The organism is Yinghuangia aomiensis, assembly GCF_039542225.1.
Taxonomy (GTDB): Bacteria; Actinomycetota; Actinomycetes; order Streptomycetales; family Streptomycetaceae; genus Yinghuangia; species Yinghuangia aomiensis.
Map to the genome: position 1 here is coordinate 1 of NZ_BAABHS010000013.1, position 26,208 is coordinate 26,208.

24 protein-coding genes and 1 pseudogene are annotated in these 26,208 nt (G+C 71.9%); 10 read left to right on the forward strand and 15 right to left on the reverse strand.

Annotation, left to right across the window (positions count from 1 at the left end; genetic code table 11):
* Positions 1 to 175: 175 nt before the first annotated feature.
* Positions 176 to 871, forward strand: coding sequence for an SDR family NAD(P)-dependent oxidoreductase (locus ABEA93_RS18895; protein WP_345676785.1), 696 nt, complete (start codon positions 176 to 178; stop codon positions 869 to 871).
* An 18-nt stretch (positions 872 to 889) separates the two neighbouring features.
* Here ABEA93_RS18895 and ABEA93_RS18900 read toward each other — a convergent pair whose 3' ends face one another.
* Positions 890 to 2,251 carry an amidohydrolase family protein gene (locus ABEA93_RS18900; RefSeq protein WP_345676786.1) on the reverse strand — a complete coding sequence of 454 codons (1,362 nt, stop codon included), beginning with the start codon at positions 2,249 to 2,251 and terminating at the stop codon, positions 890 to 892.
* Between the two features lie 398 nt (positions 2,252 to 2,649).
* On the opposite strand from ABEA93_RS18900, the gene ABEA93_RS18905 reads away from it, so the two are divergent.
* Both ABEA93_RS18905 and ABEA93_RS18910 read left to right on the forward strand, forming a co-directional pair.
* The gene (locus ABEA93_RS18905; protein ID WP_345676787.1) at positions 2,650 to 3,336 is read left to right on the forward strand and encodes a SnoaL-like polyketide cyclase; all 687 of its coding nucleotides are present in this window, start codon (positions 2,650 to 2,652) and stop codon (positions 3,334 to 3,336) included.
* Between the two features lie 180 nt (positions 3,337 to 3,516).
* The gene (locus tag ABEA93_RS18910; RefSeq protein ID WP_345676992.1) at positions 3,517 to 4,173 is read left to right on the forward strand and encodes an endonuclease V; all 657 of its coding nucleotides are present in this window, start codon (positions 3,517 to 3,519) and stop codon (positions 4,171 to 4,173) included.
* Positions 4,174 to 4,328: 155 nt separating this feature from the next.
* Here ABEA93_RS18910 and ABEA93_RS18915 read toward each other — a convergent pair whose 3' ends face one another.
* Positions 4,329 to 6,896: an ABC transporter permease gene (locus ABEA93_RS18915; RefSeq protein WP_345676788.1), complete on the reverse strand. Its 2,568-nt coding sequence runs from the start codon at positions 6,894 to 6,896 to the stop codon at positions 4,329 to 4,331.
* A 21-nt stretch (positions 6,897 to 6,917) separates the two neighbouring features.
* Positions 6,918 to 7,700, reverse strand: a complete 783-nt coding sequence (locus tag ABEA93_RS18920; protein WP_345676789.1) for an ABC transporter ATP-binding protein — start codon at positions 7,698 to 7,700, stop codon at positions 6,918 to 6,920.
* A 404-nt stretch (positions 7,701 to 8,104) separates the two neighbouring features.
* On the opposite strand from ABEA93_RS18920, the gene ABEA93_RS18925 reads away from it, so the two are divergent.
* From ABEA93_RS18925 to ssuE, 5 genes are all read left to right on the forward strand, one after another.
* On the forward strand, positions 8,105 to 8,863 hold the full coding sequence (locus ABEA93_RS18925; RefSeq protein WP_345676993.1) for an ABC transporter ATP-binding protein: 759 nt from the start codon (positions 8,105 to 8,107) through the stop codon (positions 8,861 to 8,863).
* 159 nt (positions 8,864 to 9,022) lie between these two features.
* Positions 9,023 to 11,551, forward strand: a complete 2,529-nt coding sequence (locus tag ABEA93_RS18930; RefSeq protein WP_345676790.1) for an ABC transporter permease — start codon at positions 9,023 to 9,025, stop codon at positions 11,549 to 11,551.
* A 136-nt stretch (positions 11,552 to 11,687) separates the two neighbouring features.
* Positions 11,688 to 12,860 carry a sensor histidine kinase gene (locus ABEA93_RS18935; RefSeq protein ID WP_345676791.1) on the forward strand — a complete coding sequence of 391 codons (1,173 nt, stop codon included), beginning with the start codon at positions 11,688 to 11,690 and terminating at the stop codon, positions 12,858 to 12,860.
* Complete coding sequence (locus tag ABEA93_RS18940; RefSeq protein WP_345676792.1) at positions 12,857 to 13,510, forward strand: response regulator; 654 nt, start codon at positions 12,857 to 12,859, stop codon at positions 13,508 to 13,510. Before ABEA93_RS18935 ends, ABEA93_RS18940 begins: the two co-directional genes overlap by 4 nt.
* Before the next feature lie 146 nt (positions 13,511 to 13,656).
* Positions 13,657 to 14,214 carry an NADPH-dependent FMN reductase gene (ssuE, locus tag ABEA93_RS18945; protein WP_345676793.1) on the forward strand — a complete coding sequence of 186 codons (558 nt, stop codon included), beginning with the start codon at positions 13,657 to 13,659 and terminating at the stop codon, positions 14,212 to 14,214.
* Positions 14,215 to 14,361: 147 nt separating this feature from the next.
* On the opposite strand, the gene ABEA93_RS18950 is transcribed toward ssuE, so the two are convergent.
* Entirely contained in the window at positions 14,362 to 14,775 is a 414-nt protein-coding gene (locus ABEA93_RS18950; RefSeq protein WP_345676794.1) for a hypothetical protein, read from the reverse strand.
* Between the two features lie 347 nt (positions 14,776 to 15,122).
* On the opposite strand from ABEA93_RS18950, the pseudogene ABEA93_RS18955 reads away from it, so the two are divergent.
* Positions 15,123 to 15,451: pseudogene (locus ABEA93_RS18955) on the forward strand (transposase); the annotation flags it as partial.
* On the opposite strand, the gene ABEA93_RS18960 reads toward ABEA93_RS18955, so the two are convergent.
* A complete protein-coding gene (locus ABEA93_RS18960) occupies positions 15,451 to 16,671 on the reverse strand; it encodes an SLC13 family permease (RefSeq protein WP_345676796.1) in 1,221 nt (406 codons plus the stop codon). The pseudogene ABEA93_RS18955 and the gene ABEA93_RS18960 overlap by 1 nt on opposite strands.
* 195 nt (positions 16,672 to 16,866) lie before the next feature.
* Positions 16,867 to 17,832, reverse strand: coding sequence for a glutathione S-transferase C-terminal domain-containing protein (locus ABEA93_RS18965; protein WP_345676797.1), 966 nt, complete (start codon positions 17,830 to 17,832; stop codon positions 16,867 to 16,869).
* Between the two features lie 461 nt (positions 17,833 to 18,293).
* Here ABEA93_RS18965 and ABEA93_RS18970 point away from each other — a divergent pair, with 461 nt between their 5' ends.
* The gene (locus tag ABEA93_RS18970) at positions 18,294 to 19,037 is read left to right on the forward strand and encodes a VC0807 family protein (RefSeq protein WP_345676798.1); all 744 of its coding nucleotides are present in this window, start codon (positions 18,294 to 18,296) and stop codon (positions 19,035 to 19,037) included.
* Positions 19,038 to 19,049: 12 nt separating this feature from the next.
* On the opposite strand, the gene ABEA93_RS18975 is transcribed toward ABEA93_RS18970, so the two are convergent.
* From ABEA93_RS18975 to ABEA93_RS19015, 9 genes are all read right to left on the reverse strand, one after another.
* On the reverse strand, positions 19,050 to 19,313 hold the full coding sequence (locus ABEA93_RS18975) for a hypothetical protein (protein ID WP_345676799.1): 264 nt from the start codon (positions 19,311 to 19,313) through the stop codon (positions 19,050 to 19,052).
* 103 nt (positions 19,314 to 19,416) lie between these two features.
* Positions 19,417 to 20,307: a hypothetical protein gene (locus ABEA93_RS18980; protein WP_345676800.1), complete on the reverse strand. Its 891-nt coding sequence runs from the start codon at positions 20,305 to 20,307 to the stop codon at positions 19,417 to 19,419.
* Positions 20,308 to 20,709: 402 nt separating this feature from the next.
* Positions 20,710 to 21,630 carry an NADP-dependent oxidoreductase gene (locus ABEA93_RS18985; protein ID WP_345676801.1) on the reverse strand — a complete coding sequence of 307 codons (921 nt, stop codon included), beginning with the start codon at positions 21,628 to 21,630 and terminating at the stop codon, positions 20,710 to 20,712.
* A gap of 165 nt (positions 21,631 to 21,795) precedes the next feature.
* The gene (locus tag ABEA93_RS18990; protein WP_345676802.1) at positions 21,796 to 22,614 is read right to left on the reverse strand and encodes an ABC transporter ATP-binding protein; all 819 of its coding nucleotides are present in this window, start codon (positions 22,612 to 22,614) and stop codon (positions 21,796 to 21,798) included.
* A gap of 104 nt (positions 22,615 to 22,718) precedes the next feature.
* On the reverse strand, positions 22,719 to 23,429 hold the full coding sequence (locus tag ABEA93_RS18995) for a hypothetical protein (RefSeq protein ID WP_345676803.1): 711 nt from the start codon (positions 23,427 to 23,429) through the stop codon (positions 22,719 to 22,721).
* Positions 23,430 to 23,531: 102 nt separating this feature from the next.
* Entirely contained in the window at positions 23,532 to 24,038 is a 507-nt protein-coding gene (locus ABEA93_RS19000) for a hypothetical protein (protein WP_345676804.1), read from the reverse strand.
* Positions 24,039 to 24,163: 125 nt separating this feature from the next.
* Positions 24,164 to 25,027, reverse strand: a complete 864-nt coding sequence (locus tag ABEA93_RS19005) for a hypothetical protein (RefSeq protein ID WP_345676805.1) — start codon at positions 25,025 to 25,027, stop codon at positions 24,164 to 24,166.
* Positions 25,024 to 25,563 (reverse strand): SigE family RNA polymerase sigma factor, encoded by a 540-nt coding sequence (locus ABEA93_RS19010; protein ID WP_345676806.1) that lies wholly within the window; start codon positions 25,561 to 25,563, stop codon positions 25,024 to 25,026. Before ABEA93_RS19010 ends, ABEA93_RS19005 begins: the two co-directional genes overlap by 4 nt.
* Positions 25,564 to 25,679: 116 nt before the next feature.
* Positions 25,680 to 26,156 (reverse strand): anthrone oxygenase family protein, encoded by a 477-nt coding sequence (locus ABEA93_RS19015; RefSeq protein ID WP_345676807.1) that lies wholly within the window; start codon positions 26,154 to 26,156, stop codon positions 25,680 to 25,682.
* Positions 26,157 to 26,208 lie beyond the last annotated feature (52 nt).

Here is a 26,208-nt window from a genome sequence, read left to right on the forward strand (position 1 = left end):
AGTCCGCCCAGTCGTCGTCGAGTTTCACGTACAGTGCGATCGCGAGGGTGTCGAGGTCTGTCGTCACAAACGGATCCTGGACACCCTCGCTCCATGCCCGCAGGCATTCGGAAAGACTCGTCTAGGCAATCGCGGGCCCTACCTGCGCCGCCGGGCCGGCACAAGACTCGCCGACATGACCACCACATTGATCACCGGAGCGAACAAGGGTCTCGGCTACGAGGCCGCCCGCCGGCTCCTCGCCGAAGGCCACGTCGTCTACCTCGGCTGCCGGGACGAACAACGCGGGAAGGAAGCCGCCGCGGCGCTCGGCGCCCGGTACGTGTCCCTCGACGTGACCGACGACGCGAGCGTCGCGCGGGCCGCGGAACTGATCGGGCAGGAAACCGGACATCTGGACGTACTCGTCAACAACGCCGGAATCGCCGGAGGCCGGCAGGACGTCGGCGACGTCGACGCGGACGACATGCGGCGCGTGTACGACACCAACGTGTTCGGCATCGTCCGCACCACCCGCGCGTTCCTGCCGCTGCTGGCCGACAGCGCCGCACCCGTGATCGTCAACGTCAGCAGCGGGCTCGGGTCGTTCGCGGTCACCATGACCCCCGGCCGGCTGGAGTCGACGTTCCCGAGCATCGTCTACGCCTCGTCCAAGTCCGCCGTGAACATGGTGACGGTGCAGTACGCCAAGGCCCTCCCCGGAATCCGCATCAACACCGTCGACCCCGGCTACACCGCCACCGACCTCAACGGGAACGCCGGAACCCAGACCGTGGAGGAAGGCGCCGACGTGATCGTGCGGCTCGCCCTCATCGGCGCCGACGGGCCGACCGGCGGCTACTTCGACAACGCGGGCGCGGTCGACTGGTAGCCGGGACCGGGCAGCCTCTCACCGCACCCCCACGGGCACCCGGATACCCGCCCGGCCCCGTTGCGCGGGCACCCGCGGCGTGGTCGCCCGGGCCACCACCCGCCCGTGCCGGATGACGATCCGGTCGGTCGGCGGTGCCGCCAGCGCCTCCGCGAGGCTTCCGGCGCGTACCGCCACCAAGTCGGCGAGCGCGCCCGGTTCCGGGCCCGCCGCCGGGAGGCCGAGCACGGCGCGGGCGCCGGTGCTCACCGCCGCGTAGGCGTCCGCGGGGGTGAGGCCGCCCGCGGCGGCCAGCAGCGCCGCCGTCTCGAACGCGTCGGCGCGGCCCATCGGGTGCAGCGCATCGCGCAGGTGGTCGCCGCCCGCCGCCAGCGGCACACCGGCCCGCAGCAGCGCGTGCAGCGGAGCCGTGCCGCCGAACGGCACGTGCCCGGCCCGGCGGAGGTCGCACGTCGGGTCGGCGGCGGCCCGGGCGTTGCGCACGAGGGCGCGGGCCCGGGCGGGCAGGCGCCGGTCCGGCAGGCCGCGGGCGGCGGCGAGGTGCCGGGACGTCCGCAGCGCCCCGCTGTCCGCCGCGGACGGCAGTCCCACCACGCCCATCCCCGACGCCGCGATCGCCTCGACGACCTTGGCCAGCGCGGGCGGACGCAGGACGCCGAGCCCCGCGCAGTGGCTCGCCGTCACCCGGCGGCCGAAGCCCGACGCGCGCAGCAGCCGGGCGAGGTCGGCGACCGCCAGGACCCGGCGGTCCGGCTGGTCGTCGAGGTGGACGTCGAGGTCGGTTTCGGCGCGGTCGGCGAGCCGCAGCAGACGGCGCGTCTCGATGCGCGGGTCCGGGGCGAGGTGCGGGCGGCCGCCGAGCAGGTTCGCGCCCGCGGCGAACGCGTCCAGCGCGGCGCGGTCCGACAGGCCGGGCGAGGGCACCGCGACGACCTGGAGGTCGAGGATGCGGTAGAGGTCCTCGCGCAGGTCGCGGAGGATCTCCACGGCGCGCAGCGGGGACCCGGCGCCCGCGCCGACGTCGACGTGGGCGCGGACCGCGGTGACGCCGTTCGCGGACAGCGCCAGCAGGGCGGTGTGCGCGCGGCGGCGCAGGTCGGCGACGCCGTACCGGGCCGGCCACGCGCGCCACGACCGGGTCGCGCCGTCCCGGCCGCCCGGGTCCGCGCCGGTCGGCTCCCAGGTGAGCGCGCGGTCCAAGTGCAGGTGCGGCTCGACGGGGGCCGGCAGCAGCAGGTAGCCCCTCAGGTCGACGTGGTGGCAGGCGGGAACGGCGGGGCCGGCCGGCCGCAGGTGGCTGACGCTGCCGTGCCGCAGGACGACGTCGCGGACGCGGCCGTCGGGCAGCGTCGCGCCGGTCAAGGTGGTCGTGTCGGTCACAGCGGCTTCTCCTCGGGCCGGGTGTCCAACCACTCTGAGGGCGCGCTGTTGCCGCAGGGTTACCGAGGGGTTACGGGCCGGGCGATCCCGTCGGAAACCGGCGGTTGGCGGGGGTGACCCTCGTCGCACCCGCCCGCAGGGGGCCGAGTGGCCCGCCGCACCGCGCCCGGCACGCCGACACGCTCCGTACTTGCCGACCTGTGCTGGTGGGAGCCGTGGGAATACGGAAGTGGAGCTTCCAATTCCTTTACACCGTAGGGTTGTTGGCGAGAAATGGAACCCGGGCGCTTGGCGGGCAAAGTGAATTCGCCGGAGCATTGCGGAACTCGCGGATATATACGGAGAGTTGCCATCCGGGAGGTTGCCATGGCGGGCGCCATGGGTACACGATCGCCCCCATGACTGCTGTGGAGAGCACCGACGTACCCGAGACCCCCCTGTGGCTCCAGGGCCGCGAGGCCGTCATGGCCGCCGCCGACGCGGCGGACTGGCGCGAAGGCGCCCCGGACTACCACCTGTCCCACACGGTGATGCCGGCGCAGCGCACCCACACGTTCGACACCGGATCTCTCGAGGCGATCGTCGAGAGCATCGTGCAGGTCTTCGAAATGGAGGTCTCGCACAAGAAGGACCCCGCGACCTGGGTGTCGATGGTCACCGAGAAATTCCGGACACGTGTCAACGGCGGCCCGTGGGCGAGCGCCGCGGACATCGCCGCGATCGGCAGCTACAACATCCTCATCGGCGACAGCATCTTCTACCGCTCCGGCGAAGAGGACTTCGAGTCGTCGCACCACATCTTCCACGAGGCCTTCCCGAACGGGTTCTACTGGGAGGTCCTGGAGGTGCTCTCCCCGCCGCCGGTGGTGACGTTCAAGTGGCGGCACTGGGGTGCCTTCGACGGCGAGTACCACGGCTTCGCGCCGAACGGGAAGACGATCGAGATGTTCGGCATCAGCGTCGCCAAGGTCAGCGACGACCTGCGGCTGCTGGACGTCGAGCACTTCTACGACCCGAACGCGTTCCTCGGGCAGCTCACCGGCGGCTGCCCGGTCGCGCACGGCGCCAAGCCGACCGAGGGCTGACCTGCGGGATACCCGGTGGGGGCGGGCACGGGGCCGGTCTACGGTGGTCCCGTGCCGACCAACGCCCCACGGGAACCCGGGTTCGAGCCGGGGCCCGGACCCGAGCCCGCAACCGAGCCGGAGCACGGCAGCGCACGAAAGCCCGCGGCCGAAGGTTGGCCTTCGACCGCCGCCGAAGCGCTGGCGACGCAGGACCGCCTGCGGCCGCTGGTCGACGCCACCGGACCCGGACCCGGGCCTGACGAAGTGCGGCGGATCGCCGGGCTGGACGTCGCCTATGCCGAGGATTCGGACCGGCTGGCCGCGGCCGTCGTCGTCCTGGACGCCGGGACGCTGGACGTCGTCGAACGTTCGGTCGTGCTCGGTGAGGCGCAATTCCCCTACGTTCCAGGGCTGTTCGCCTTCCGCGAGCTGCCGTCGCTGCTGGCCGCGCTCGACGGGCTGGAGACACCCCCGGACCTGCTGGTCTGCGACGGGCAGGGCCTCGCCCACCCGCGGCGGTTCGGCCTCGCCTGCCACATCGGCGTGCACACCGGAATCCCGAGCATCGGCATCGGCAAGACGGCTTTCGTCGGCACGTGGGACCCGCCCGGCCCGGAACGCGGCGCGGCTTCCGACCTCGTGCTCGACGGCGACGTGGTGGGGCGGGTGCTCCGCACCCAGCGCGACGTGAAGCCGGTGTTCGTCTCGGTCGGCCACGGCCTGGACCTGGACACCGCCTGCCGGCACGCGTTGGCGCTCACCCCGCGCTACCGCCTCCCGGAAACCACCCGCGCGGCCGATTCGGCGTGCCGGGCGGCGCTGAAAGCCCGGGCGGCGAGCGGCACGCCGGGCTGACGGGCGGCGCGGCGCGGGATACTCGCGGCTTGTGCAAGGGGAAGTTGCGTGCCGTGCAAGTGCGCGGCCCGAGCCGCGGAACCGCCGCGGGCGGCAACGGCGAAGCGCCCGCCCCCGGTGCGGGGAGCGGGCGCTTCGGTGGTGTGCCTGGCGGGTTACTCCGAGGCGATCGCGCGGAGCACGTTCATCTTGGCGGCCCGGCGCCCTGGCATGAGGGCGGCGAGGAGGCCGATGACGGCCGCGGCGACGACCATCGAGATCAGGCTGACCCAGGGGAGGGACAGCAGTTCGAGGCCGTAGTTGGCCAGGAGCCGCTGGGTGACCACACCCCAGGTGAGGCCCAGGGCCAAGCCGATCAGGGCCGCGAAGACCGCGATGGCGATGGCCTCCAGCTTGATCATCCGCTTGATCTGCCGGCGGGACGCGCCGATGGCGCGCATGAGGCCGATCTCGCGGGTGCGTTCGACGACCGACAGGGCCAGGGTGTTCACCACGCCGAGGATGGCGATGATGATCGTCAGGCCGAGCAGGGCGTAGATCAGGTAGAGCAGGAAGTTGATCTGGCCCTTGACCTGGTCCTTGTAGTCGGACTGGTCGCGCACCTTGAACTGCGGGTACGGGTCGAGCGTCTTCTTGACCGCTTCGCTGACCTGCTCCTTGTCGGCGCCTTCCTTGCCGTTGAACATGACCAGGAAGTCGTGGGTGCCCGGGTCGGCCTTGTCGACGTCGGCGATCGACAGCGTCGACGCGTTGCCGAAGCCGAACCCGCCCTTGTCGTCCTTCTGCACGGCGACGACCTTGAGCGGGACGGACTGCCCGCCCGGGAAGGTCACGTTGACGGTGCTGCCGACGACGGCCTTGTGGTCCTTCGCGACGCCTTCGGACACGGCGATCGTGCCGGGCTCGCCGACGCGGCCCTTGTCGCCGTCCTTGTAGTCGGTCTTCCACATCGACGTGTAGCCGGGGTCGACCGCGTTGATCTGGTCCTTGGTGGTCGTGTGGCCGTCCGGGTAGGTCAGGTTCACGCCGCCGATGAGGCGGGCGCGGACCACCTGGCCGACGCCTTCGGTCGCCTTGACCGACGTGGCGACCTCGTCCGGCAGCGGGTTGGACTGGTTCGCCTGGACGGTGAAGTCCGCGCCGAAGTTCTTGTCGATCTGGTCGGCGATCGACGCGTTCATCGACGAGGCGACCACCGACGTGGCCGACACCAGCGCGACGCCGATCATCACCGCGGACGCGGTGGCGCCGGTGCGGCGCGGGTTGCGGACCGAGTTCTGCCGGCTGAGCCGGCCCATCGGGCCGAACCACTTCGGGAAGCCCGCGGACAGCGCCGGGATGACCGTGCGGGCCAGCACCGGGCCGAGCACCACGAACGACACCAGGGTCAGCAGGATGCCGAGGCCGAGCAGGCCGCCCGCGCCGCCGCCGGACCCGGTCGCCGCACCGACGAGCGCGAACGCGCCGGCCGCGACGAGCACGAGGCCGATGATCGTGCGGACCTTGAGCGGCTTCTGCTGCGGGGCGCCCGCCTCGCGCAGCGCCGCCATCGGGGAGATGCGGCTGGCGCGGCGCGCCGGGATGTACGCGGCGATGACGGTGACGAGCGTGCCCACGAGGTAGGCGACGATCGGGGTGAGCGGCTTGAAGACCAGCTCGGCGCCCTTGAGGTTCATGCCCGCGGCGGTCATCAGCGCCTTGAGGCCGACCGCGAGGCCGAACCCGGCCGCGAGGCCGATCGTCGAACCGATCAGGCCGAGCAGCACCGACTCGACGAGCACCGACTTGGTGACCTGGCCGCGGCTCGCGCCGATCGCGCGGAGCAGGCCCAGTTCACGGGTGCGCTGCGCGACGAGCATCGAGAAGGTGTTGAAGATCAGGAAGATGCCGACCAGCACCGCGACGCCCGCGAAGCCGAGCATGAAGTACTTGATGAAGTTGATGAACGTGCCGATCTGGTCGGCCGCGTCCTTGGCCGCCTCGTCGGCGGTCTTGACCTCGAAGCCCGGGCCGAGCGCCTTGGTGACGTTGGCCTTGAGCTGGTCGTCGCTGACGCCGGGGGCGGCGTCGAGTTCGACCGAGCTGATCTTGTCGGTGGAGCCCAGCAGCGTCTGCTGCGCGAACTTGGTCTCCAGGAACGCCAGCGTGGCACCGGGGTTCGTCTTGGTGAACGTGGCGATGCCGACGACCTTGACGTCGGTCCGGCCGAACGCGTTGATGATGCGGAGCTGGTCGCCGATCTTCACGTTCTTGCGGTCGGCGGTGTCCGCGTCGATGACGACCTGGTTCGGGCCGGTCGGCGGGGTGCCCGACGTGATGTTCACCGCGGAACGGTCGGTGTGGTACCAGCTGATGCCGATCGTCGGCGGGCCGTTGTCCCGGCCGAGGACCTTGTTGTCCGCGTTGACCAGGGTGATGCTCTCGACGTCGACGCTCGGGTGCGCGGACTTGACGCCTTCGACCGTCGCGAGCTTGTCGACGGTGGTCACCGGGATCGACTTGATCTGGCCGGACATGGCCAGGTCTTCGTCGCTCTGGTCGGACTTCTGCGACACGGTCACGTCGGCCGCGGTGGAGCTGAACAGGTCGTCGAATGTCTTGGTGATGGTGTCGGTGAAGATCAGCGTGCCGGACACGAAGGCCACGGAGAGCAGCACGGCGATCGCCGAGAGCACCATGCGTCCCTTGTGGGACAGGAAGCTGCGGAAGGATGCCTTCAACATGGGGGGACGGCTCTCCCGGTCTCAGCTCGTGCGCGCGGCGTCGAAGCGCTTCATGCGCTCCAGCACGGCGTCGGAGGTCGGACGGTGCATCTCGTCGACGATCTGGCCGTCCGCGAGGAAGAGGACGCGGTCCGCGTAGGACGCGGCGCTCGGGTCGTGGGTGACCATGACGATGGTCTGGCCGAGTTCGCGCACACTGCGCTGCAGGAAGCCGAGGACCTCGGCGCCGGACCGGGAGTCCAGGTTGCCGGTGGGCTCGTCCCCGAAGATGATCTCCGGGCGCGACGCGAGCGCGCGGGCGCAGGCGACGCGCTGCTGCTGGCCGCCGGACAGCTCGGTCGGGCGGTGCGACAGGCGGTCGCGCAGGCCCACCGTGTCGATGACGTTGTCGAGCCACGCCTGGTCGGGCTTGCGGCCGGCGATGTCCATCGGCAGCGTGATGTTCTCCAGCGCGGTCAGCGTCGGGAGCAGGTTGAACGCCTGGAAGATGAAGCCGATGTGGTCGCGGCGGAGCTTGGTCAGCTCCTTGTCCTTCAGGCCGGTGATCTCCGTGTCGCCGATCCAGCTGCGCCCGGACGAGACCGAGTCGAGCCCGGCCAGGCAGTGCATCAGGGTCGATTTGCCGGAACCGGACGGGCCCATGATGGCGGTGAACTGCCCGCGTGCGATTTCGACGTCGACGGCGTTCAGCGCGACGACGCGGGTCTCGCCCTCGCCGTACGCCTTGGTGAGCTGCTGGGCGCGGGCGGCGATGCCGGTGCCCCGGGGATCCGCGTCTTTGGTGGCAGCCGTGGCCGTGGTCACGTGAACTCCTGCGATGGCTAGAACGACGACATTTTTCGAGTGACACGATCACGGTAGGTGCGGTGTTCGCCTGATGAATCGTCGTCAGGAACGGATCACGTGGTCCTACCCCAGGAGGAGCGGCACCATCCCGGCGTACGCGCTCCCCTAGGGGTCGGGTCTCGGGGTGGGGACCCCGGGTGGCGTAGCGCGCTCCTTCTTCCGGACGACCCGCTGCGACTTTCGTCGGTGCCCGCGCAGCCGTTGTGGGCTACCGGCGGCCGGGTGCCGGGGGCGAGCCTGGAGTCACGTTCGCCGCCCCGTGCGCAGTCCGCGCCGGGCGGATCCCGTACCGCAGCCGAGGAGGACCCGTGACCCAGCAGCCGGACCGGCACCGCAGGCCGTCGCCGCCGGACGGGGCCGACGTGCCCGCGCCGCCGAACCGCCCGGGGGTGGCGGCGCGCGCCGCGCAGCTCACCAAGGCATACGGCGAGGGCGAGACGCAGGTGCGCGCCCTCGACGCGGTCGACATCGACATTCCGCGCGGCCGCTTCACCGCGATCATGGGCCCCTCGGGGTCCGGCAAGTCGACCCTGATGCACTGCCTGGCCGGGCTCGACTCGGTCACCCGCGGCCGGGTGTGGATCGCCGGCACGGAGATCACCCAGCTCAAGGACAAGGAGCTGACGAAGCTCCGGCGCGACCGGATCGGGTTCGTGTTCCAGGCGTTCAACCTGCTGCCGACGCTGACCGCGCTGGAGAACATCACGCTGCCGATGGACATCGCCGGCCACAAGCCGGATCCGGCGTGGCTGGAGCAGGTGATCTCCGCGGTCGGGCTCCAGGACCGGCTCAAGCACCGGCCGACCGAGCTGTCCGGCGGCCAGCAGCAGCGCGTGGCGTGTGCCCGCGCGCTGGCGTCGCGTCCGGAGATCGTGTTCGCGGACGAGCCGACCGGCAACCTCGACTCGCGGTCCGGCGCCGAGGTCCTCGGCTTCCTGCGGCGCAGCGTCGACGTGCTCGGGCAGACCATCGTGATGGTCACGCACGACCCCGGAGCCGCGTCCTACGCGCACCAGGTGGTCTTCCTGGCGGACGGTCACATCGTCGACGAGATGGATGCGCCGACGCCCGACCGGGTCCTCGAACGCATGAAGCGGTTCGACAAGCTCCGCACCGGCTAGCCGCCGCCACCCCACCGCACATCATCCGCCGGCGTCAGATCTCTCAGGCCCCATAAGGGAGTTCGCGTAGCGGCCCGCCAACAGGCCGGTCGGGCGGTGCCGCCTGCCCGCGACCGTGCCGCGGACCCGGCGGAACCACCCGCCGAGGACGGAACCGACATGTGGAAAACCACCGTGCGCAACCTGGTCGCGCACCGGCTCAGACTGCTGCTCACGGCGGTCGCGATCGTCTTCGGCGTGGCCTTCGTGTCGGGCGTGCTGACGCTCAACGCGACCGTGTCCGACGGCTACCGGAAGGCCGCCGCCACCGACCTGAAGGACGTCGCGGTCGGCATGCGCGCCACCGCGGACGCCACCCGCGACCTGCAAGTGCCGCAGCTCGACGAGAAGCTCGTCGACAAGATCCGCACGCTGCCCGGCGTTTCCGCGGTCCGCGCGACCAACTCCGGCTTCACCGCGGTGGTCGACAAGGACGGCGACCGCATGGGCGGGCGCCGCAACACCACCGGCACCACGTTCTCGCCCGGCAAGGACGGCCAGGACCCCAAGTACCGCTTCACCAGCGGCCGCGGCCCGGCCGGCGCCGACGAGGTCGCCGTCGACGAACGCGCCGCGCACGACGCCGGGTTCAAGGTCGGCGACCGCATCCGCGTGGTCGCGAACGGCCCCGTCCTCGCCCCGCTGCTCGTCGGCACCTTCACCACCGACGACGCGCAGTACAAGCTCGGCGGCACCCTGACCCTGTTCGACCGCGCCACCGCGCAGGCCCTGTTCAGCCGGCCCGGCGCCTACAGCACCATCGCCGTCTACGCCGCCCCCGGTACCGCCGAGGCGGCGCTGCTCGCCGAGATCCGGCCGCTCACCCCGCGCGGCGCGGAAGCCAAGACCGGCGATGCGCTGCGCACCGACCAGCGGAACGACATCGAGCGCAGCACCAAGAGCCTCACCCAGACGCTGCTGATGTTCGCCGGCATCGCGCTGTTCGTCGGCACGTTCATCATCGCCAACACGTTCTCCATGCTGGTCGCCCAGCGCACCCGCGAGTTCGCGCTGCTGCGCGCCATCGGCGCGACCCGCCGCCAGGTGTCCCGGGCCGTGCTGGTCGAAGCGACGGTGCTCGGCCTGGTGTCCGGCATCGTCGGCTACGTCCTCGGCATCGGCCTGTGCCAGGGCCTGCGCGCGGTGTTCGCGGCGATCGACGCGGAACTCCCGCCGGGGCCCGTGGTGATCTCGTCCGGCGCGGTCATCGCCGCGCTCGTGGTCGGCGTGCTGGTCACCGTGGTCGCCGCCTGGCTGCCCGCGCACCGGGCGTCGTCCATCCCGCCGGTCGCCGCACTGCGCAGCGACCTGCCGCCGAGCACCAAGAACCTGCGCGTCCGCAATGCGGTGGGCGGCCTGCTGGTCGCGCTCGGCGTCGCCGTCGTCTACGGCGTCAGCCGGGTCGAGGACAAGGGGAACGGCGACCTGATGATGATCATGGGCGGCGGGTTCCTGGCGCTGATCGGCGTCATCATGCTCGTGCCGCTGCTGTCCACGCCGGTGCTGCGGCTGCTCGGCCGGCCGCTGGCCGCCCTGTTCGGGGTGTCCGGCAAGCTCGCCAAGGAGAACGCGGTCCGCAACCCGCGGCGCACCGCGGCCACCGCGTCCGCGCTGATGATCGGCCTCATCCTGGTCAGCACGCTGTCCGTCTTCGGGTCCTCGCTCAAGCAGGAACTCGACCGGGTCGCGCTGCGCGGCATCTCCGCCGACTACGGCGTGGAGATGGTCTCCGGCACCCCGATGGACGCCGCCATGGTCGACGCGGTCCGCAAGGCGCCGGGCGTGCGGGCGATGTCCCCCCAGCTCGGCGCCCAGGCCCGGGTCGGCGGCACGGACACCGACATCACCGCGCTGGACGCCGGAACCGGCATGGACCTGCTGCACGCCGAATTCGTCGAAGGCGGCCCCCAGGGCTTCGCGACCGGCCTGATCGTCGACGAGCAGCGTGCCAAGGACAAGGGCTGGAAGGTCGGGAGCCTTGCCGACGTCACCTTCCCCGACGGCAAGACCGCGAGCATCCCGGTCGGCGGCATCTACAAGAAGAACCTGCTGCTCGGCGACGCCCTCATGACCACCGAGGCACTCGCCCCGCACCTGGACCGGCCGCTGGCGAGCGCGATCTTCGTCAAGGCCGCGCCCGGACAGGAAGCCGCGATGCGCGGCACGCTCAAGAAAGCCCTCGGCGACAACCCGGCCGTCAAGATCATGTCCAAGGACGACTACCGCAAGGAACTGGGCGGCATCATCGACCTGCTGCTCAACCTCCTCTACGGCCTCCTCGGGATGGCCATCGTCATCGCGGTCATCGGCATCGTGAACACCCTCGCCATGTCCGTCTTCGAACGCACCCGCGAGATCGGCATGCTCCGCGCGATCGGCCTGGACCGCCGCCGGGTCCGCGTCATGATCCGGGTGGAAGCCGTGCTGATCTCGGTCTTCGGCGCCCTGCTCGGCATGGGCCTCGGCCTGCTGATCGGCGTGCTCGGCGTCCGCGCCGCCAAGGGCGGCACCGAGATGACCCCGGTCGTGCCGTGGGACCGGATGGGGCTGTTCCTGATCCTGGCCGCGCTGGTCGGCATGCTGGCCGCGGCCTGGCCCGCGCGGCGGGCGGCGAAGATGGAGGTGCTCGGCGCCATCCGCGGCGCGTGACGGAATGAGCGGCGGACACGGGGTGACGGGGATGCTCGGCGTGGTCTCCGGTGCCGCGGTATGGGCATGCGTGTGGGCACTGGCGCCGGGGACGGCCGACCGGCGGGACCTGGACCGGCAGCAAGGAGGCAGGAAAGTGCGGAGTGCGACCATCGGCCGGGTGCGTCCGCGCTGGCCGCTGCCCCCGCGGACGTTCGACCGGGTCTTCGCGCTCGGCTTCCTGCTCCTCGTCCTGGTCGTCCTGGGCATCGCGGCCTGGGTCGACCGCGACGAGCACATCGCCGGCACGGAGTACGTCAAGGCGGCCACCCAGCTGGTGTCCGTGTTCCTGCTGCTGTGGCGCCGCAGCCACCCCATCCCGGTGGCCGTCGCGTGCGGACTGCTGTCCATCCCCGAGCAGGCCGTCGCCATGCCGTGGGCGCTCTACGCGGTCGGCGCGTTCACCGACAACCGGCGCAAGGTGTGGGCGGCGGTCGTGCCGCTCAGCATCCTGTGGGCGAGGCCGTGGGACCTGCCGACGGTCACCGACCAGATCGGCAACATCCTCATCGGCCTCGCCCCCGCGCTCTACGGCCTCTACGTCGCATCCCGCCGCCGCCTCATCGCCGCCCTCGAAGAACGTGCCGAACGCGCCGAACGCGAACAGGAACTCCGCGCCGAACACGCCCGCTCCGAGGAACGCGCCCGCCTGGCCGGCGAGATGCACGACGTCGTCACCCACCGGGTGAGCCTCATGGTGCTGCAAGCCGGCGCCCTGCGCGCCCTCGCCCCCGACCCCGGCACCCGGCAGGCGGCCGAGGAACTCCGCCTCGTCGGCTGCCAGGCCATGGAGGAGCTCCGCAACCTCGTCGCCATCCTGCGCAGCGAGGACAGCGTCGGGTCGGCCGTCGACGACCAGCCGCGCGCACTCGACCTCGGGACCCTGGTCGCCGACTCGCGCGGTGCCGGAGTGGACGTGGAACTGGACGCCGACCCGGTGCCCGCGGCGTCGCCGGTCGTGGTGCGGACCGCGTACCGGATCGTCCAGGAGTCGCTGACGAACGTGCACAAGCACGCCCCCGGCGCCCGCGTCGACGTGGTGCTGCGCCACCGGGACGGGTGGCTGCGCCTCGAAGTCCGCAACACCCGGCCGACCGGGCCGTGCGAACTCGTGTTCCCCGGCGAAGGCACCGGACTGCGCGGCCTGCGGCAGCGCGTGGAGATGGTGAACGGGTCGCTGCGCGCCGGGCCGACCGGCGACGGCGGGTTCGCCGTGTGGGCCGATCTTCCGACGGGCGCGCCGGTAGAGTCGGCCTCGGGGGTGCGATGATCCGGGTTCTGGTGGTCGACGACGAGCGCATGGTCTGCACGCTGCTGCGGACGATCCTCGGCACGGCGCCGGACATCGACGTGGTCGGCGAGGCCTACGACGGTGCCGAAGCCGTCGAGTCCGTCGTGCGGCTCGCACCCGACGTGGTGTTCATGGACCTGCACATGCCGGGTGTCGACGGGCTCACCGCGATCGAACGCATCGTGCACCTGCCCGACCCGCCGCGCGTGGTGGTGCTGACCACCATCGACCCCGACCAGTACGTGCTGCGCGCCCTGCATGCCGGGGCGGCCGGGTTCCTGCTCAAGGACACCCCGCCGGAAGACCTCATCGGCCTGGTGCGCGTGGCCCACGAGGGCCACACCGTGCTGTCGCCCGCGGCGACCCGCGGCCTGGTGACGGCGTCCGCCGGGCAGGACGCGGTGCGGCAGCGGGCACTGGAGCGCATCGGCGAACTCACCGCACGGGAGCGCGACGTGCTGGCGTGCCTGGGGGAAGGGCTGGCCAACGCGCAGATCGGCGAGAGGCTGTTCCTCAGCGAGGCGACCGTGAAGGGCTACGTGTCGCGGCTGCTGGTCAAACTCGATTGCGCGAACCGGACGCAGGCGGGGATCGTCGCCTACGACGCGGGGCTGATCAACCGGCAGTAGCCGCCGGCAGCCACCGGACCGGGCGTGCGGCGCTTCTTCCCCGGCAGTGCCGCACGCCCCTACTCGTCCCGGGCCCCGGGGGCGCGACCGGGGCGATTTAAAGACCGGTTCACGGCCGTGCAACAACGGGCCGGGAGCCTGGGCGCATGTCTTCCGTTCTTGTGGTGTGGGGATCCCCGTCCGAGGCGTCGCGCACCGGCGCGGTCGCCGCGCAGGTGGCCGACCGGCTCGCCGCCGCCGGGCACCGCGTCGACCGGCTCGCGGTCCGCGACCTGCCCGCCGAGGCGCTCCTGCACGCCGACTTCGCCGACCCGGCGATCCGCGACGCGATCGCCCGGGTGGAGCGCGCCGACGCGCTGGTGGTGGCGAGCCCCGTCTACAAGGCCGCCTACAGCGGCGTGCTCAAGGCGTTCCTGGACGTCCTGCCGCAGTTCGCCCTCCGCGGCAAAGCGGTGCTTCCGGTGCTGACCGGCGGCTCGCCCGCGCACGTGCTGGCGCTGGACTACGCGCTGCGGCCGGTGCTGACCTCGCTGGGGGCGTCGCATGTGTCCCAGGGATGGTTCGTGCACGAGAGCTTCGTGCGCCCCGAGCCGGAGCAGGGCACCCACGTGCTCGACCCCGAGGGCACGGCGCCGCTGTGGGAGCTGGTCGACGCGTTCGCCGGGCAGCTGCCGGAGGCGGTCGCGGGTCGGGCCGCGGCTTAGACAGTGTCTTGATTGGTGATCGTTCGTTGGCCCCTCTGCCCCGCCCGCATCAGGACGATTGCGCGTGTCCCGCGTTGCGCTGCCCCGGGTGACATCGGCCGGATGTCGGACCCGAGGCAGCGCGTATCAGCCATCGGGCTTCGCCCGTCAGGCCTTTGCCGTGACTCCCGGGAAGGGGCTGGTCGACCAGGTGCCGTCGCAATCCCAGACGACGCTCTGCTCAGTGGTGCAGGCCATGAACTTGACGGTGGCGCCCTCGGGGAAGTCGAGATTGAACGTCTTGGACGAGTTGTAGCCGTTGTTATTGACAAGGACCTTCGCGGACGAATCGCCCACGCGGTACCAGACGGCGACACCGTGGCTGTCGGCCTTCCAGTCGTACACGGTGAAGATGTCGCCGTCGCTGTTGAACCAGACCTTCCCGACGGGCGAGCCGCCGGCGTACACGTAATCGGTGCCGTTGGTTCCCGCCTGGGCGCTCCCGGCGGTCACCACCATCCCGAGGCTGAACACTGCGGCTCCAAGGCCGACGACGAGCTTCCGACGATGCTTCATGCGCATCTCACTCTCTGGTACCGGCCCCGCGATGACCGAGCCGACTGGCAGTCATCGTGGTGGTTGCAGAGCGTCTCGCAATATCCGGATGATGATCTTCCGGTCGCGTTGTTCGGCTAGTCTCTAGCCGATTCCTCCTGGTCAGGCGTTGTGCCAGGTCCCGGCACCGCAAAGCCGACACCCTGCACATCTACTTCCGCCCGAAGGCGAAGACACAGCCGCCCTGACCGCGCTCCGGGCCCCCGATGATGCCTACCGCTGCGTCGGGTGTCTTGCCGGGCGTCTGAGCCGGTGGTGAGCGACGGACCTCGTGTTGAGCTGCGACCAAGGCATGCGCTTCGGTGGGCTGCGACGACGAGGTGGTGTTCGCAGCCGTCGTGTACGTGTTGACGACAGGCTGTGCGTGGCGGCAGCTGCCGCCGTGTTTCGGGGTGTCGAAGTCAACGGTGCACCGCCGGTTCCGGATCTGGTCGGATGCCGGGCGGTGGGGCCGACTGCACCGGCACCTGCGCGACCTGCTTGCCGACGCGGGCCTGGTCGACCTCGCGCGAGTCCTGGTGGACACCGCGCACGTGCGGGCGAGAAAGGGGGACCGCGCACCGGTCCGAGCCCGGTCGACCGCGGCAAGCCCGGCTCCAAACCGCACGTACTGTCCGACCGTGCCGGACTGCCGCTCGTCGTCTAGGTCCCGACGACCGCGAGAGCCGCCCACAAGGCGACGACCGCGGCGGTCAGGGTGGCCGGGACGGCGGCGGCCGCGAGGCGGGTGAACTCGCCGAGACCCACCGCGGTGCCGCGGTCGGTGACGATGCGGCGCCAGAGCAGGGTGGCCAGGGAGCCCGCGTAGGTCAGGTTGGGGCCGATGTTCACGCCGAGCAGCACGGCCAGCACCGGACCCGCGCCGTGCGGGGCGGCCAGCGGGGCGAGGACGAGCACCGCGGGCAGGTTGTTGACGGTGTTGGCCAGCAGCGCCGCGAGGCCGGCGACGGCGAGCAGGTCGACCAGGCCGCCGCCGGACGGCATGACGTGGCCGAGCAGGTCGTCGAGGCCATGGTCCACCACCGCCCGCACGACGATGCCGAGGGCGAGGACGAACGCGAGGAACGGGATCGCGGCGGACCGCACGATCGCCGCGGGCGACGTCTCGCGGCGGAGCAACGCCCGCACGGCCAGGACGGCCGCGCCCGCCGCGGCCACCCACGCCGGGTCGATCCCGGCGGCCGACGCGATGCCGAAGCCGGCCAGCGTGGCGCCGACCACGGCGAGCGCGAACACCGGCATCGGGGCGTCCCCGTCGGGCTCGGGCGGCGCCGCGGGAACCAGGTCGGCGGCGAAGAAGCGCCGGAAGACCGCGTACTCGACGGCGATGGCGACGGCCCACGGCAACGCCATCAGCAGGGCGAAGCGGCCGAAGGTCAGGCCGGTCGCGGAGAACGCCAGCAGGTTCGTCAGGTTGGACACCGGGAGCAGCAGCGAAGCGGTGTTCGACAAGTGCGCACAGGCGTACAGGTGCGGCTTGGCGCGGGCGCCGACATACGCCGTGGTGGCGAAGACCACCGGGGTGAGCAGCACGACGGTGGCGTCGAGGCTCAGCGCCGCGGTGATGGTGGACGCGGCCACGAAGACGTGGGTGAGCAGCTTCTTCGGGTTGCCGCGGGCGCTCCGCGCCATCCACGCCCCGCACGCCCGGAACACGCCCTCGTCGTCGCACAGCTTCGCGAGCACCAGCACCGCGGCGAGGAACCCGATGACCGGGCCCAGCCGCTCCGCCTCCGCCCGCGCGTGGTCCAGCGATATGGCGCCGGTGGCGACGACGAGGCCCGCCGCGGGGACGGCGAAGACCGCCTCGGGCAGGTTCCTGGGCCGCAGTACCGCGGCGCCGAGGACGACGAGCAACAGCACGGCCGGGAGTATCGCGGGGAGCAGGGCCGGACCTTCCGGTCGATCGGGTGCGGGGACCCGGCCATGGTGCGCGATCACCCGGGCATGCCCCAAACCGGCCCCCACACAAGGCCACCGTGCGCACGGTCGCCGCGAGCGCCCGGTCACCGACAGTGCCGGCCCCCGCGGCCGGGCCGGCCCGCTCCCGCCCCCGGGTCAGCTGCACGACCCCCACGCCGCGCTCCCCGACACCCCCGCCCCGGCCGCCGCGACCAGCGACACCGTGCTGCCGCTCGCCGCCGGGCCGCGGCAGGTGCTGCGGTGGTGGGCGGCGATGTGGTCGCGGCGCACGTTGTCGCGGAACGCGGGGATCTCCGACAGGCGCGCGAAGTAGTCCCAGACCGCGGTGTGCTCGGCGAGGGCGCGGACGTCCTCGGCGCGCAGGTGCAGACGGTGCACCGCATCCACGTGCAGGAGGGTCGTCCACAGGTGGACGTCGGCCGCGGTCAGGGTGGCGCCGAGCAGGAACTCGCCCTGCGCCAAACGGCTTTCCAGAAGGCCGAAGGCGTTGCGGACGGTCTCCATCGCCTCGTCGTAGCGGGCGCCCGCGCGGGCCCGGCCGGCCCGCTGGGAGGCCTCCCAAATCTCGTCGTCGCACAGCGTCCCGTAGGCGGCTATCCCCGCGGCGAAGGCCGACGGGTACAGGTCAGGGCCGGGGCCGTCGAACGCGGTCGCCAGGTCGTACAGGATGTCCGACGGCTGGTTGCTGACGATCCGCCCCGACCAGCGGTCCCACAGCGCGGGCACCGACACCGGGCCGTCGTAGTGGTACTCCGTCGCCTCGTACGCCTCGCGCAGGAACGCGAACCCGCCCGCGGTGTCCAGCCCGTGCCCGTCGCCGGGCCGGAACGCCCAGCCGCGGCCGTCCCGCACCGGGTCGACCGCCGATACCGTCACCGCGTCCTCCAGGCCGCGCAGGTCGCGGGTGACGACGGCGCGCAGCGAACGCGGACACGCGAAACAGACGTACAAGTGGTACCGGTTGGGGTCGGCGCGGAACCCGCTGCCCGGCGCGCGGCCGATGCGGCCGCGGAATCGCGGAGCGGGGTTTCCGAAACTGCGGTAGCGGCCGTGGACACGGAGATCGGCGGGGTCGGCGGACCGGGGCAGGCGTGCGGGCATGGCGGAAACTCCCTGGGAGCCGGAACGGGCAGGAGCAGGGAACACGGGAGCGGAAACAAACGGCGGGTTAAGCCGCGCTGCACACCCGGAGCAGATCGATGTGGCGCCGCCGCAGGAAACGGCCGGAGACCAAGGGAAGGGGCTGCGGATAGAACGTCCCGCGGGTGCCGCGCATCGTCTTCCCCCCTTCGCCCAGCCTTGTCGGATTATTCGCGGGAGCGCGCCGGAGCGTCAAGGCCACGGCGCCGTGCCAACAGGCCCGGGGACGGCCGGTGTTGCCCCGTTGACCTGGGGTGTTGCCGCGATGGCGGCGGAGTGCCCGGCTCCGGAACGGTTGGTCGAAAGTCGGCAAAGTCGCCGTCCGCCGGTGGTTCGCACGTTCGGCACGCCACTACGATCCAACGGTTCTGCGGGAATTCTGCGGGATTGAGTATTCACGGGGATTGTGGGGGTTTGCTGGCATGTCCGCTTCCGAAAGCGGCGGTGGATTCCGGACCGTGCTGGTCAACTGGGGCCCGACGCTGCTGTTCAACGTCGTCGCGCCGCTGCTGACGTACCAGCTCCTGGTCGACCACATGAGCGGCGTCTACGCCCTGCTCCTCTCCGGCCTGTGGCCGGCCGCCGAAGTGGCGGTGTTCTACGCGATACGCCGCCGGATCGACGACTTCGGCATGCTCACCTTGATGTTCCTCGCCCTGAGCGTGGTCGCCGCGGCCCTGTTCCACAGCGAACGCATGCTGCTCCTCAAGGAGTCCGCGATCACCGCGGTCTTCGGGCTGATCTGCCTGGCGACGCTCGCCGCGCCGCGGCCGCTGATGTTCTACTTCGGCCGCAAGTTCGCCACCGACGGCACCGAAGCGGGCGTCGCGTACTGGAACTCCATGTGGCAGTACGAGGGGTTCCGCGGCACGCAGCGGATGCTCACCACGGTGTGGGGCGTCGTGTACCTCGTCGAGGCCGCGGTGCGGGTCGCGCTGACGTTCGTGCTGTCGCGCGGGGCCGCCGTGACGATGAACAACATCGTGCCGTACGTGGTCCTCGGCGGACTGCTCTACTGGACGATCAGCCTCGGCAAGAAGCGCCGTGCGGCGGCGCTCGCGGCCGGGCGCCTGTCGGCCCTCGGGCCGGTACCGGAACAAGGCGCGACCGCACCCGCGAACGCCCCGGCGAACCCGGCCACGAGCACCGCTCCGGAAGCCGTCTAGGCGGACCCCGGGTCAGTAGCCGGGGAGCGGCTTGCGCTCGTGCCGTTTGACGCAGGCCCCCGGCCCGGTCGTCCAGCGGATCCGGCCGCTCGCATCGCAGACCAGGCAGGCCTCCTGCTTGCCGACCGGCGCGGGGCGGCCGTCGACCAGTGCGCCGTGCGCGGCATAACGCCAGCCGTCGCCGTCGCATGCCTGGCAGAGCACCGTCATCTCCGGCGGGAAACCCGGCGGCGGTACCGGCGGAAGTTCCGGGGTCTCCGGAGGGCTGTCGTCCACGGACCCCCACGCTATCCCCGCGGCCCCGGAAGCGGGATGCCCCGGACGGATCCTCATCCGTCCGGGGCATCGCGTCGGTGCGGGGGTCCGCCGGGATTTCCGGTCAGGCGGGGCTGTGGCCGCCCGCGGTGCGCAGCCGTCCGAACGCCGCCGAGCAGTACCGCCGGACGCCGCGCGCGAGCGCGCCTTCGGGGATGCCCCTCGACTCGCGGAACAGCCGGACGAAGCCGAGGAGCATCGCCGCGCCGATCGCGATGAGGTGTTCGCGGCCGGCCAGGTTCGGCACCGCGACCGACTCGACGATCATCGACAGGCTGGTCAGCGAGAACAGCACGGGCGCGCGCTTGACCACGGCGATGTAGGAGAACAAGCCGACGACCGCCGCGGACGGGCCGGTGTCCAGCACATAGGCGGCCGAGTGCGGCAGGCCGAGCACGTGGTGCGGGCCGAGCCAGACCATGACACGCGCGGTCATCGTGCCGGCCAGCGTGGCGATGTACGCGATCATCAGCGTGCGCTTCCACCCGAGCGTGAGCTGGGCCAGCGCGAACGCGATGAACAACTGCGTCAGGCCCGCCCACACGGGCAGGTTGATCGCCGGGACGTACAGCGAGATCGGCGTGCGCAGCAGCGATATCGGCAGCGGCAGGCTCGCCTGCACGCCGCCGATGATGCGGACGAAGTCGTGGCCCCACTTGGTCAAGTGCACGGCGTGCAGCACGATGATGCCAAGGCACGCCGTGATCGCCAGATTCATGCCGCCCCAGCGGCGGTTCAGGAACACTTCCTTGAACGGCGCGATGATGATCGACTTGAACTCGTTGCGCAGCATGTGCCACACGAAGAGGACTATGCGGATCGGCCAGATGTATTGCCGCCCCGCACTCTCGCCGGTGGGGTAGGCAGCGTCGTAGGGATGGGGGTAGGTGGCAGTTCCGCCCCCGCTTTTCTGAAGTCCGTCGAGACGATCGACGACGTCGAGTACTCGGAACACGGCCTGACCTACACTCCGACTCTCAACCGATGCGTTACGCCGCGCGGCCTGCGCTTTCCGATTCGCCACTCTTGCACATACAGCGTACGAACGAGTCGCCGAAACGGTTGCCTGCATTTCCGACGCAGGTCGGACATCCCGGCGGCGAAATGCGCCTTGAGGAGGAGGCTCCGCAGCCCCGTGCGGGCAAACGCGCAGGTGGGCGCTTTGCACCGGGGAGGAGCCCGGAACCCGGCATGTGCCGGCGGCGGGAGTGAGCCCGGTCACGCCGCGCGGCACGGTGCATCGGCCGTGCGCGGAGCCCGCGGGAAGACGGGAATGAGGGTCGCCGCGCACGGCCGATGGATCGGGGGTGCAACCGGGTCCGGCCGGGGTCGAGCCGGTCGTGGGCCGGAGCGGGTGTCAGTCGGTGACGAGCACGACCTTGCCGCGGCCGTGGCCGGTTTCGACGATGCGGTGCGCTTCGGCGGCGTCGGCGAGGGCGACGCGGTGGCCGATGTGCACGGTCAGCGCGCCCTTCTCGTACAGGTTGACGAGTTCGCCGAGGCGTTCCTGCGAGCGGGCGCCGGGGCCGCCGCGCGCGCCGACCACGCCGAGGCGCGCGGCGCCGTCGAAGTCGACGATGGTGGCGATCCGCGACCGGTCGGCGACCAGCTCGACGGACACGTCGAGGGAGCCGCGGCCGGCGGCGTCGAACGCGGCGTCCACACCCTGGGGAGCGGCCGCCCGGACGCGGTCGGCCAGGCCGTCGCCGTAGGCCACCGGGATCGCGCCGAGGCCGCGGACGTAGTCGTGGTTGGCGGGGCTCGCGGTGCCGACCACCGTCGCGCCCCATGCCGTTGCCAGTTGCACCGCGAACGTGCCGACGCCGCCCGCGGCCGCGTGCACCAGCACCGTGTCGCCCGCGCCGACCCGCAGTTCGCGCAGCACCCGGTGCGCGGTCTGGCCGGACGCGGACAGCACCGCGGCCTCCTCCCACGGCATCGCCGCGGGCTTGCGGACGAGCTGGTCGGCGGGGACCGCGACGGCCTCCGCGTAGGCGCCGAGCATCGTCCAGCCGAGGACCTCGTCCCCGGCCTCCCACGCGGTGACGCCCGGGCCGAGCGCGTCGACCACGCCGGAGAACTCGTTGCCCGGGGTGGCGGGCAGCGTCGGCGCCATGGCCGGCGGTGCGAGCCCCCGCCGCACGGACGTGTCGACCGGCTGCACGCCCGCGGCCCGGATCCGGACGCGGACCTCCCCCGGGCCGGGGGCGGGCAGCGGGGTCTCGGCGAGTTCGAGGACGTCGGGGGAGCCGTACTCACGGAAGACGATGGCGTGCATGGAAGATCCGTCCGGTCGGGGCGAGTGGTGCGTGGATGCCTCCGGCCACGATGCAGGTTGAAGTCCGGTTGAGGTCAAGGGTGTGCGGGATTCGGACGGGATCGTTCGCACCGAATTCACAACCCGTGCGGGGACGGCTCCGCCGGGGTCGGGCCGCGCCCGGGGTCAGGCCTGGGCGCGGGGCCGCGCGGAGCGGGCCAGCCAGCGGCCGTCGAGCCGGCCGACCTCGATGGGGCGGCCGAAGCACTCCGTCATGCGGGCGCCGGTCAGCACCTCGTCGACGGGGCCGCGCGCCAGCACCCGGCCGTCGCGCAGCAGCAGCGCGTGGCCGATGTTGGGGGCGAGTTCCTCGAGGTGGTGGGTGACGGTGACGGTGGTCAGCCGGGGCCGGGTCGCGGCGAGGCGGTGCATCGCGTCGATGAGGTCCTCGCGGGACGGCAGGTCGAGCGCGTTGAACGGCTCGTCGAGGAGCAGCAGCCCCGGGTCGGCGATGAGCGCGCGGGCGATGAGGATACGGGCGCGCTGGCCGCCCGAGCACACCCCGTAGGGGCGGTCGGCGAGGTCCTTGAGGTCGAGTTCGGCGAGGAGTTCGTGGGCGCGGGCCTTGGTGTCGTCGTCGTACTTGCGCCACAGAGGCTGCACGGTGCCGGTCGCGCCGGTCAGCACGACGGTGTGCGCGGTCTGGTCGACGGGCACCTTCTGGGCGCTGGACACGAAGCCGATCCGGGACCGGAGTTCGCGCATGTCGACGCGGCCGAGGCGGTGGCCGAGCACCTCGACGGTGCCTTCGGTGGGGTGCATCGTGGCGCCGACGAGGCGCAGGATCGTGGTCTTGCCCGCCCCGTTGGCACCGAGCAGGGCCCAGTGTTCGCCCGCGCGCACGGTCCAGTCGATGCCGTCGAGGATCACCTGGTCGGTCGTGTATTTGCGCACGCTCACACCGGCGAGGTCGGTGACGACGGGGATCGGCTGGTCGGCGGCCACGGTACCTCCCGGGCGTGGGGATCTTCCCGTCGACGATAACTGCAGACGGCACGTATTCGGGGAGCGGTCCGGTGGGCGAGACCGGGTGCGCGGGCCGGTCCCGATCAGGTGTGCGGGCCGGACTTCAGGGTGTCGGCGATGGTGCTGACCTGCGCGGATGAGAGTTCGCCCGGGGTGGCGGCGAAGTTGCCGGCGGTCTTCACCACGAGGGCGACGTCGCCGCCGTCGCGCACCGGGATCCGCACGAAAGCGGCGGCGCGGGCGTCCGGGGGAGCCGTGACCTTGCCGGGCCGGGGGACGGTCCGGGCCCAGGTGCGGAAGGCGTCGGTGCTGTCGTCGACGCCGCGGGTGTGCGCGAGCGACGGGAGAAGGAGGGCGAAGGCGCCGTTGTCGGTGCGGGTGGCGACGACGGTGACGCGCAGCGGCAGGCCGTCCACCCGGTAGTCGCACTCGATGGCGCTGTACGCCTCGGTGGCCGGGATGTCGGGGAACAGCTGCGAGGCGGGGACCGGGGCGCTCGGGCCGCCGGGCGGCGGCGCGTGGATTTCGCCGACCGCGGCGGGGTCGTCCGGCACGGCCTTCCCGGCGGCTCCGGCCTTGCGCAGTGCCGCCGCCATGTCGAACGCGAACGGGCAGGGGCCCGGCCGGTCGAGGCGCCCGGCGGCGGCGGAGACCGCGTCGACGGAGGTCGTCGATGTGTCTCCGTCGGAGGACGAACAGGCGGCGGTGGCAAGGAGGATCGCGAGGAGTGCGGCTCCCGCCTTCCGGGTGCGCGCGGGACCGGTCGCGGTGCGGATCGTCATGCTTTGCGCCATGGCGGGACCGTATGCCGGGGACGGCGGCCGAATCATGTGGACTTCCGTCTTGATTCGTGCGGCAGGGGCTTGTTGGTTGGATGAAGTCGTACGGGTGTGCGGCTACTTCGCGGTGATGCCCGATTCGGTGATCAGGACGGCGGCTTGGGCGGCGTCCGCTCCGCAGTCCGGGCCGTTGGGGTAACTGGAGTTCGCCGTGACGGTGATGCGGCGGGTGCCGACGGTCGTGCCGGAGGCGTCGAGCAGGGTGAGGGTCAGGTCGACCGGGCCGGGGACGATATCGGGAAGGGTCGCGTTCCCGTGCTTGCCGGGAAGCGGGGCGGCTTGGGCGGCGCACACCTCCCCGGTGCAGGACGTCGCGCCGACACCGGTCGACGGGAAGAGCTTTGCGGTGGCGTCCTGGCAGGTGCCGCCCCAGCAGGCGAGCGCCTGGACCGTTTCGGTGCGGGCCGCGGTGGCGGCGTCGAGGTCGATGCCGATTCCGGGGATGGCGGCGATGAGCGTGCATTGACGGTCGCCGGGGCTCTCGGAGCAGGCGACGGCGAAGGCAAGTGCGGCGGCCAGCGGGACGAGCCGTGCGGTGCGGGCGCTGCGTACGGAGGGCGGCATGCCGGTCCGACGCGGCGGCGCGGGATTCGGTTCCGGGTTACGGTGACCGGGGAGCCCGGGCAAGTTGCGGTTGCCCGGGCTCCGTTCGGGGGTGGTGCGGCGATCTTTGGTGCGGTGCTTCGGGGCTATTTGCCGTTGCCGACGCCCATGTACGGGTGGTCGTTGCCGATCTGCTTGCCGTTGGCGTCGTAGAAGCGGATCGTGGCGCTGTCGCCGTGGCCGGCGTTGGCCGGTACGAACATGACGTAGTACGTGTCGTTCGCGACCTTCTGGGGCTGGGCGTCGACCGTGGCCTTGTCCTTGTCGAACGTGGCGACGACCTTGGTGGCGTTCTGCGGGACGATGCCGAACGACACGGTGCCGAGCTTGCCGACGCCCGCCTGGTTGAGCTGGGTGTCGCCGAGCCCGATGGCGGTGAAGTCGTCGCCGCTCGCCGACTTGTCGAGCCGCCACAACGGATTGTCGGCGCAGCCGCGGCCGCCGCCCCGGTTCGTGAGCTTGCCGTCCATGTTCAGCTCGACGATTTCGCAGTAGCCGGTGCGGGTCTCCGCGGCGGCCACCCCGGTCGACTTGCCCGTGGGGGCGCCGTTCGGCATTTTCATGGCCTCGTACGGGCCGTAGCTGCGGATGCGCACCAATTCCCACGTGTGGCCGGAGGCTTCGCCCTTGGCGAGGGACACCCTGCCGAGGTCTTCGGCGTACGGGACCGCGCTGGGCGCGCCCGCGGGAGTGGCGGCCGACGCCGTCGGGCCGGAGCCGGTCGCCACGTGGTCCGTGCCGCCGCCCGACGTCAGGCCGATCGCCGTCGCGGTGCCGGCCGCCACCAATACCGCGGCGATGGTGCCGCCGACCGCCGCGCGGCGGCGGCGCCGGCGCCGGGCCCGGCCGCCGGTCTCGATCGCCTCGTGCGGCGCGAGCGTCTCGGGCACGTCCCGCATACCCTGGTCGAATCTGTCGCGCATCCACTGTCCTTCCTCGTCGCCGGTCATACGGCGATCACCTCCGCGGAGTCGTCGGCGCCCCAGCGGGCGCCGTGGAGGGCGGGATCGGCGCGGAGCTTCGCCAGTCCCTTCGATGCCTGGCTCTTGACCGTCCCCACCGAAATGCCCAGCGAGCGGGCGACTTCGGCTTCGGGCAGGTCGTCCCAGTACCGCAGCACGACGACCGTGCGCTGCCGGGCCGGGAGTTGCGCGAGCGCGCGCATGAGCGCGTCGCGCTGCTCCACCTGCCGGGTGGTCGAGTCCGCGGCGGTCCGCGGCTCCGGAGCGCTCACCCCGAAGAGCTGGGTGATCCGTTTGCGCCGGAACCGGGCCGCGTTGGTGTTGACCAGGATGCGGCGCACGTACGCGTCCGGGCTGTCGCTGCCCTGCACCCGGTGCCACGCGACGTACGCCTTGGTCAGCGCGGTCTGCACCAAGTCCTCGGCGTCGCCGTGGTCGCCGGTCAACAAGTACGCCGTCCGCACGAGCTTCGCCCAGCGTGCCTGGACGAATTCGCGGAACTGCGCCGCCTCATCGGCTCTCAATGAGCACCTCCTCGTGAGCCTTGAGTACGGGGTCGGCCGGCGGGGTTGCCTGCGTTTCCCGGGAATGCGGGAATCCCCGGAGGCGGGGGTTCCGCTTCCGGGGATTCCGTGGGGTGTCAGGCGACGGCAAGCGCGGCGATGAGGAGGCCGCCCGCGGCGGCCGAGGCGAGGCCGCGGACGTGGTTCATGCGGGTCCAGTCGGGGAGGTAGCTCTGCCACAGGACCTGGGCCTGGGCGTCGTCGGCCTTGTCGAGGGCTTCGTTGCGGGGGACGTGGTAGCCGGCCGTGAGAATGAACGAGCCGACGAGGTAGAGGGCGGAACCGGCGACGACATAGCCGGAATAGGCGCCGTCCCACGAGACGAGGGACCAGACCAGGAGGGCGGCGGAGGCGAGAGTGGTGCCCATGAAGACGCTCATGAAGGCGGGGGTGAGGGCGGATCTGTTGATGGATTGCATCACCCGTATTGCTTCCGGGGCGGGGACTTTCGCGAGTCCTTTCATGACCAGCACGGAGAATCCGTAGAACACGCCGCCCATCACTGCTGCGCCGAGAGCGGTGGCCAGGGTGAGAGCGAACAGGAAACCGTGCATGGGACTGCCCTCCGGAAGTCGAACGGGGTGGTGTGGCCGAAACTCCCGCGGA

Bases quoted from the DNA above. Each gene is read 5' to 3' on its own strand.
- ABEA93_RS18895 (WP_345676785.1), top strand. From the start codon at position 176: ATGACCACCACATTGATCACCGGAGCGAACAAGGGTCTCGGCTACGAG.
- ABEA93_RS18905 (WP_345676787.1), top strand. From the start codon at position 2,650: ATGACTGCTGTGGAGAGCACCGACGTACCCGAGACCCCCCTGTGGCTC.
- ABEA93_RS18915 (WP_345676788.1), bottom strand. From the start codon at position 6,896: ATGTTGAAGGCATCCTTCCGCAGCTTCCTGTCCCACAAGGGACGCATG.
- ABEA93_RS18930 (WP_345676790.1), top strand. From the start codon at position 9,023: ATGTGGAAAACCACCGTGCGCAACCTGGTCGCGCACCGGCTCAGACTG.
- ABEA93_RS18940 (WP_345676792.1), top strand. From the start codon at position 12,857: ATGATCCGGGTTCTGGTGGTCGACGACGAGCGCATGGTCTGCACGCTG.
- ssuE (WP_345676793.1), top strand. From the start codon at position 13,657: ATGTCTTCCGTTCTTGTGGTGTGGGGATCCCCGTCCGAGGCGTCGCGC.
- ABEA93_RS18950 (WP_345676794.1), bottom strand. From the start codon at position 14,775: ATGCGCATGAAGCATCGTCGGAAGCTCGTCGTCGGCCTTGGAGCCGCA.
- ABEA93_RS18965 (WP_345676797.1), bottom strand. From the start codon at position 17,832: ATGCCCGCACGCCTGCCCCGGTCCGCCGACCCCGCCGATCTCCGTGTC.
- ABEA93_RS18970 (WP_345676798.1), top strand. From the start codon at position 18,294: ATGTCCGCTTCCGAAAGCGGCGGTGGATTCCGGACCGTGCTGGTCAAC.
- ABEA93_RS18985 (WP_345676801.1), bottom strand. From the start codon at position 21,630: ATGCACGCCATCGTCTTCCGTGAGTACGGCTCCCCCGACGTCCTCGAA.
- ABEA93_RS18995 (WP_345676803.1), bottom strand. From the start codon at position 23,429: ATGGCGCAAAGCATGACGATCCGCACCGCGACCGGTCCCGCGCGCACC.
- ABEA93_RS19000 (WP_345676804.1), bottom strand. From the start codon at position 24,038: ATGCCGCCCTCCGTACGCAGCGCCCGCACCGCACGGCTCGTCCCGCTG.
- ABEA93_RS19005 (WP_345676805.1), bottom strand. From the start codon at position 25,027: ATGACCGGCGACGAGGAAGGACAGTGGATGCGCGACAGATTCGACCAG.
- ABEA93_RS19015 (WP_345676807.1), bottom strand. From the start codon at position 26,156: ATGCACGGTTTCCTGTTCGCTCTCACCCTGGCCACCGCTCTCGGCGCA.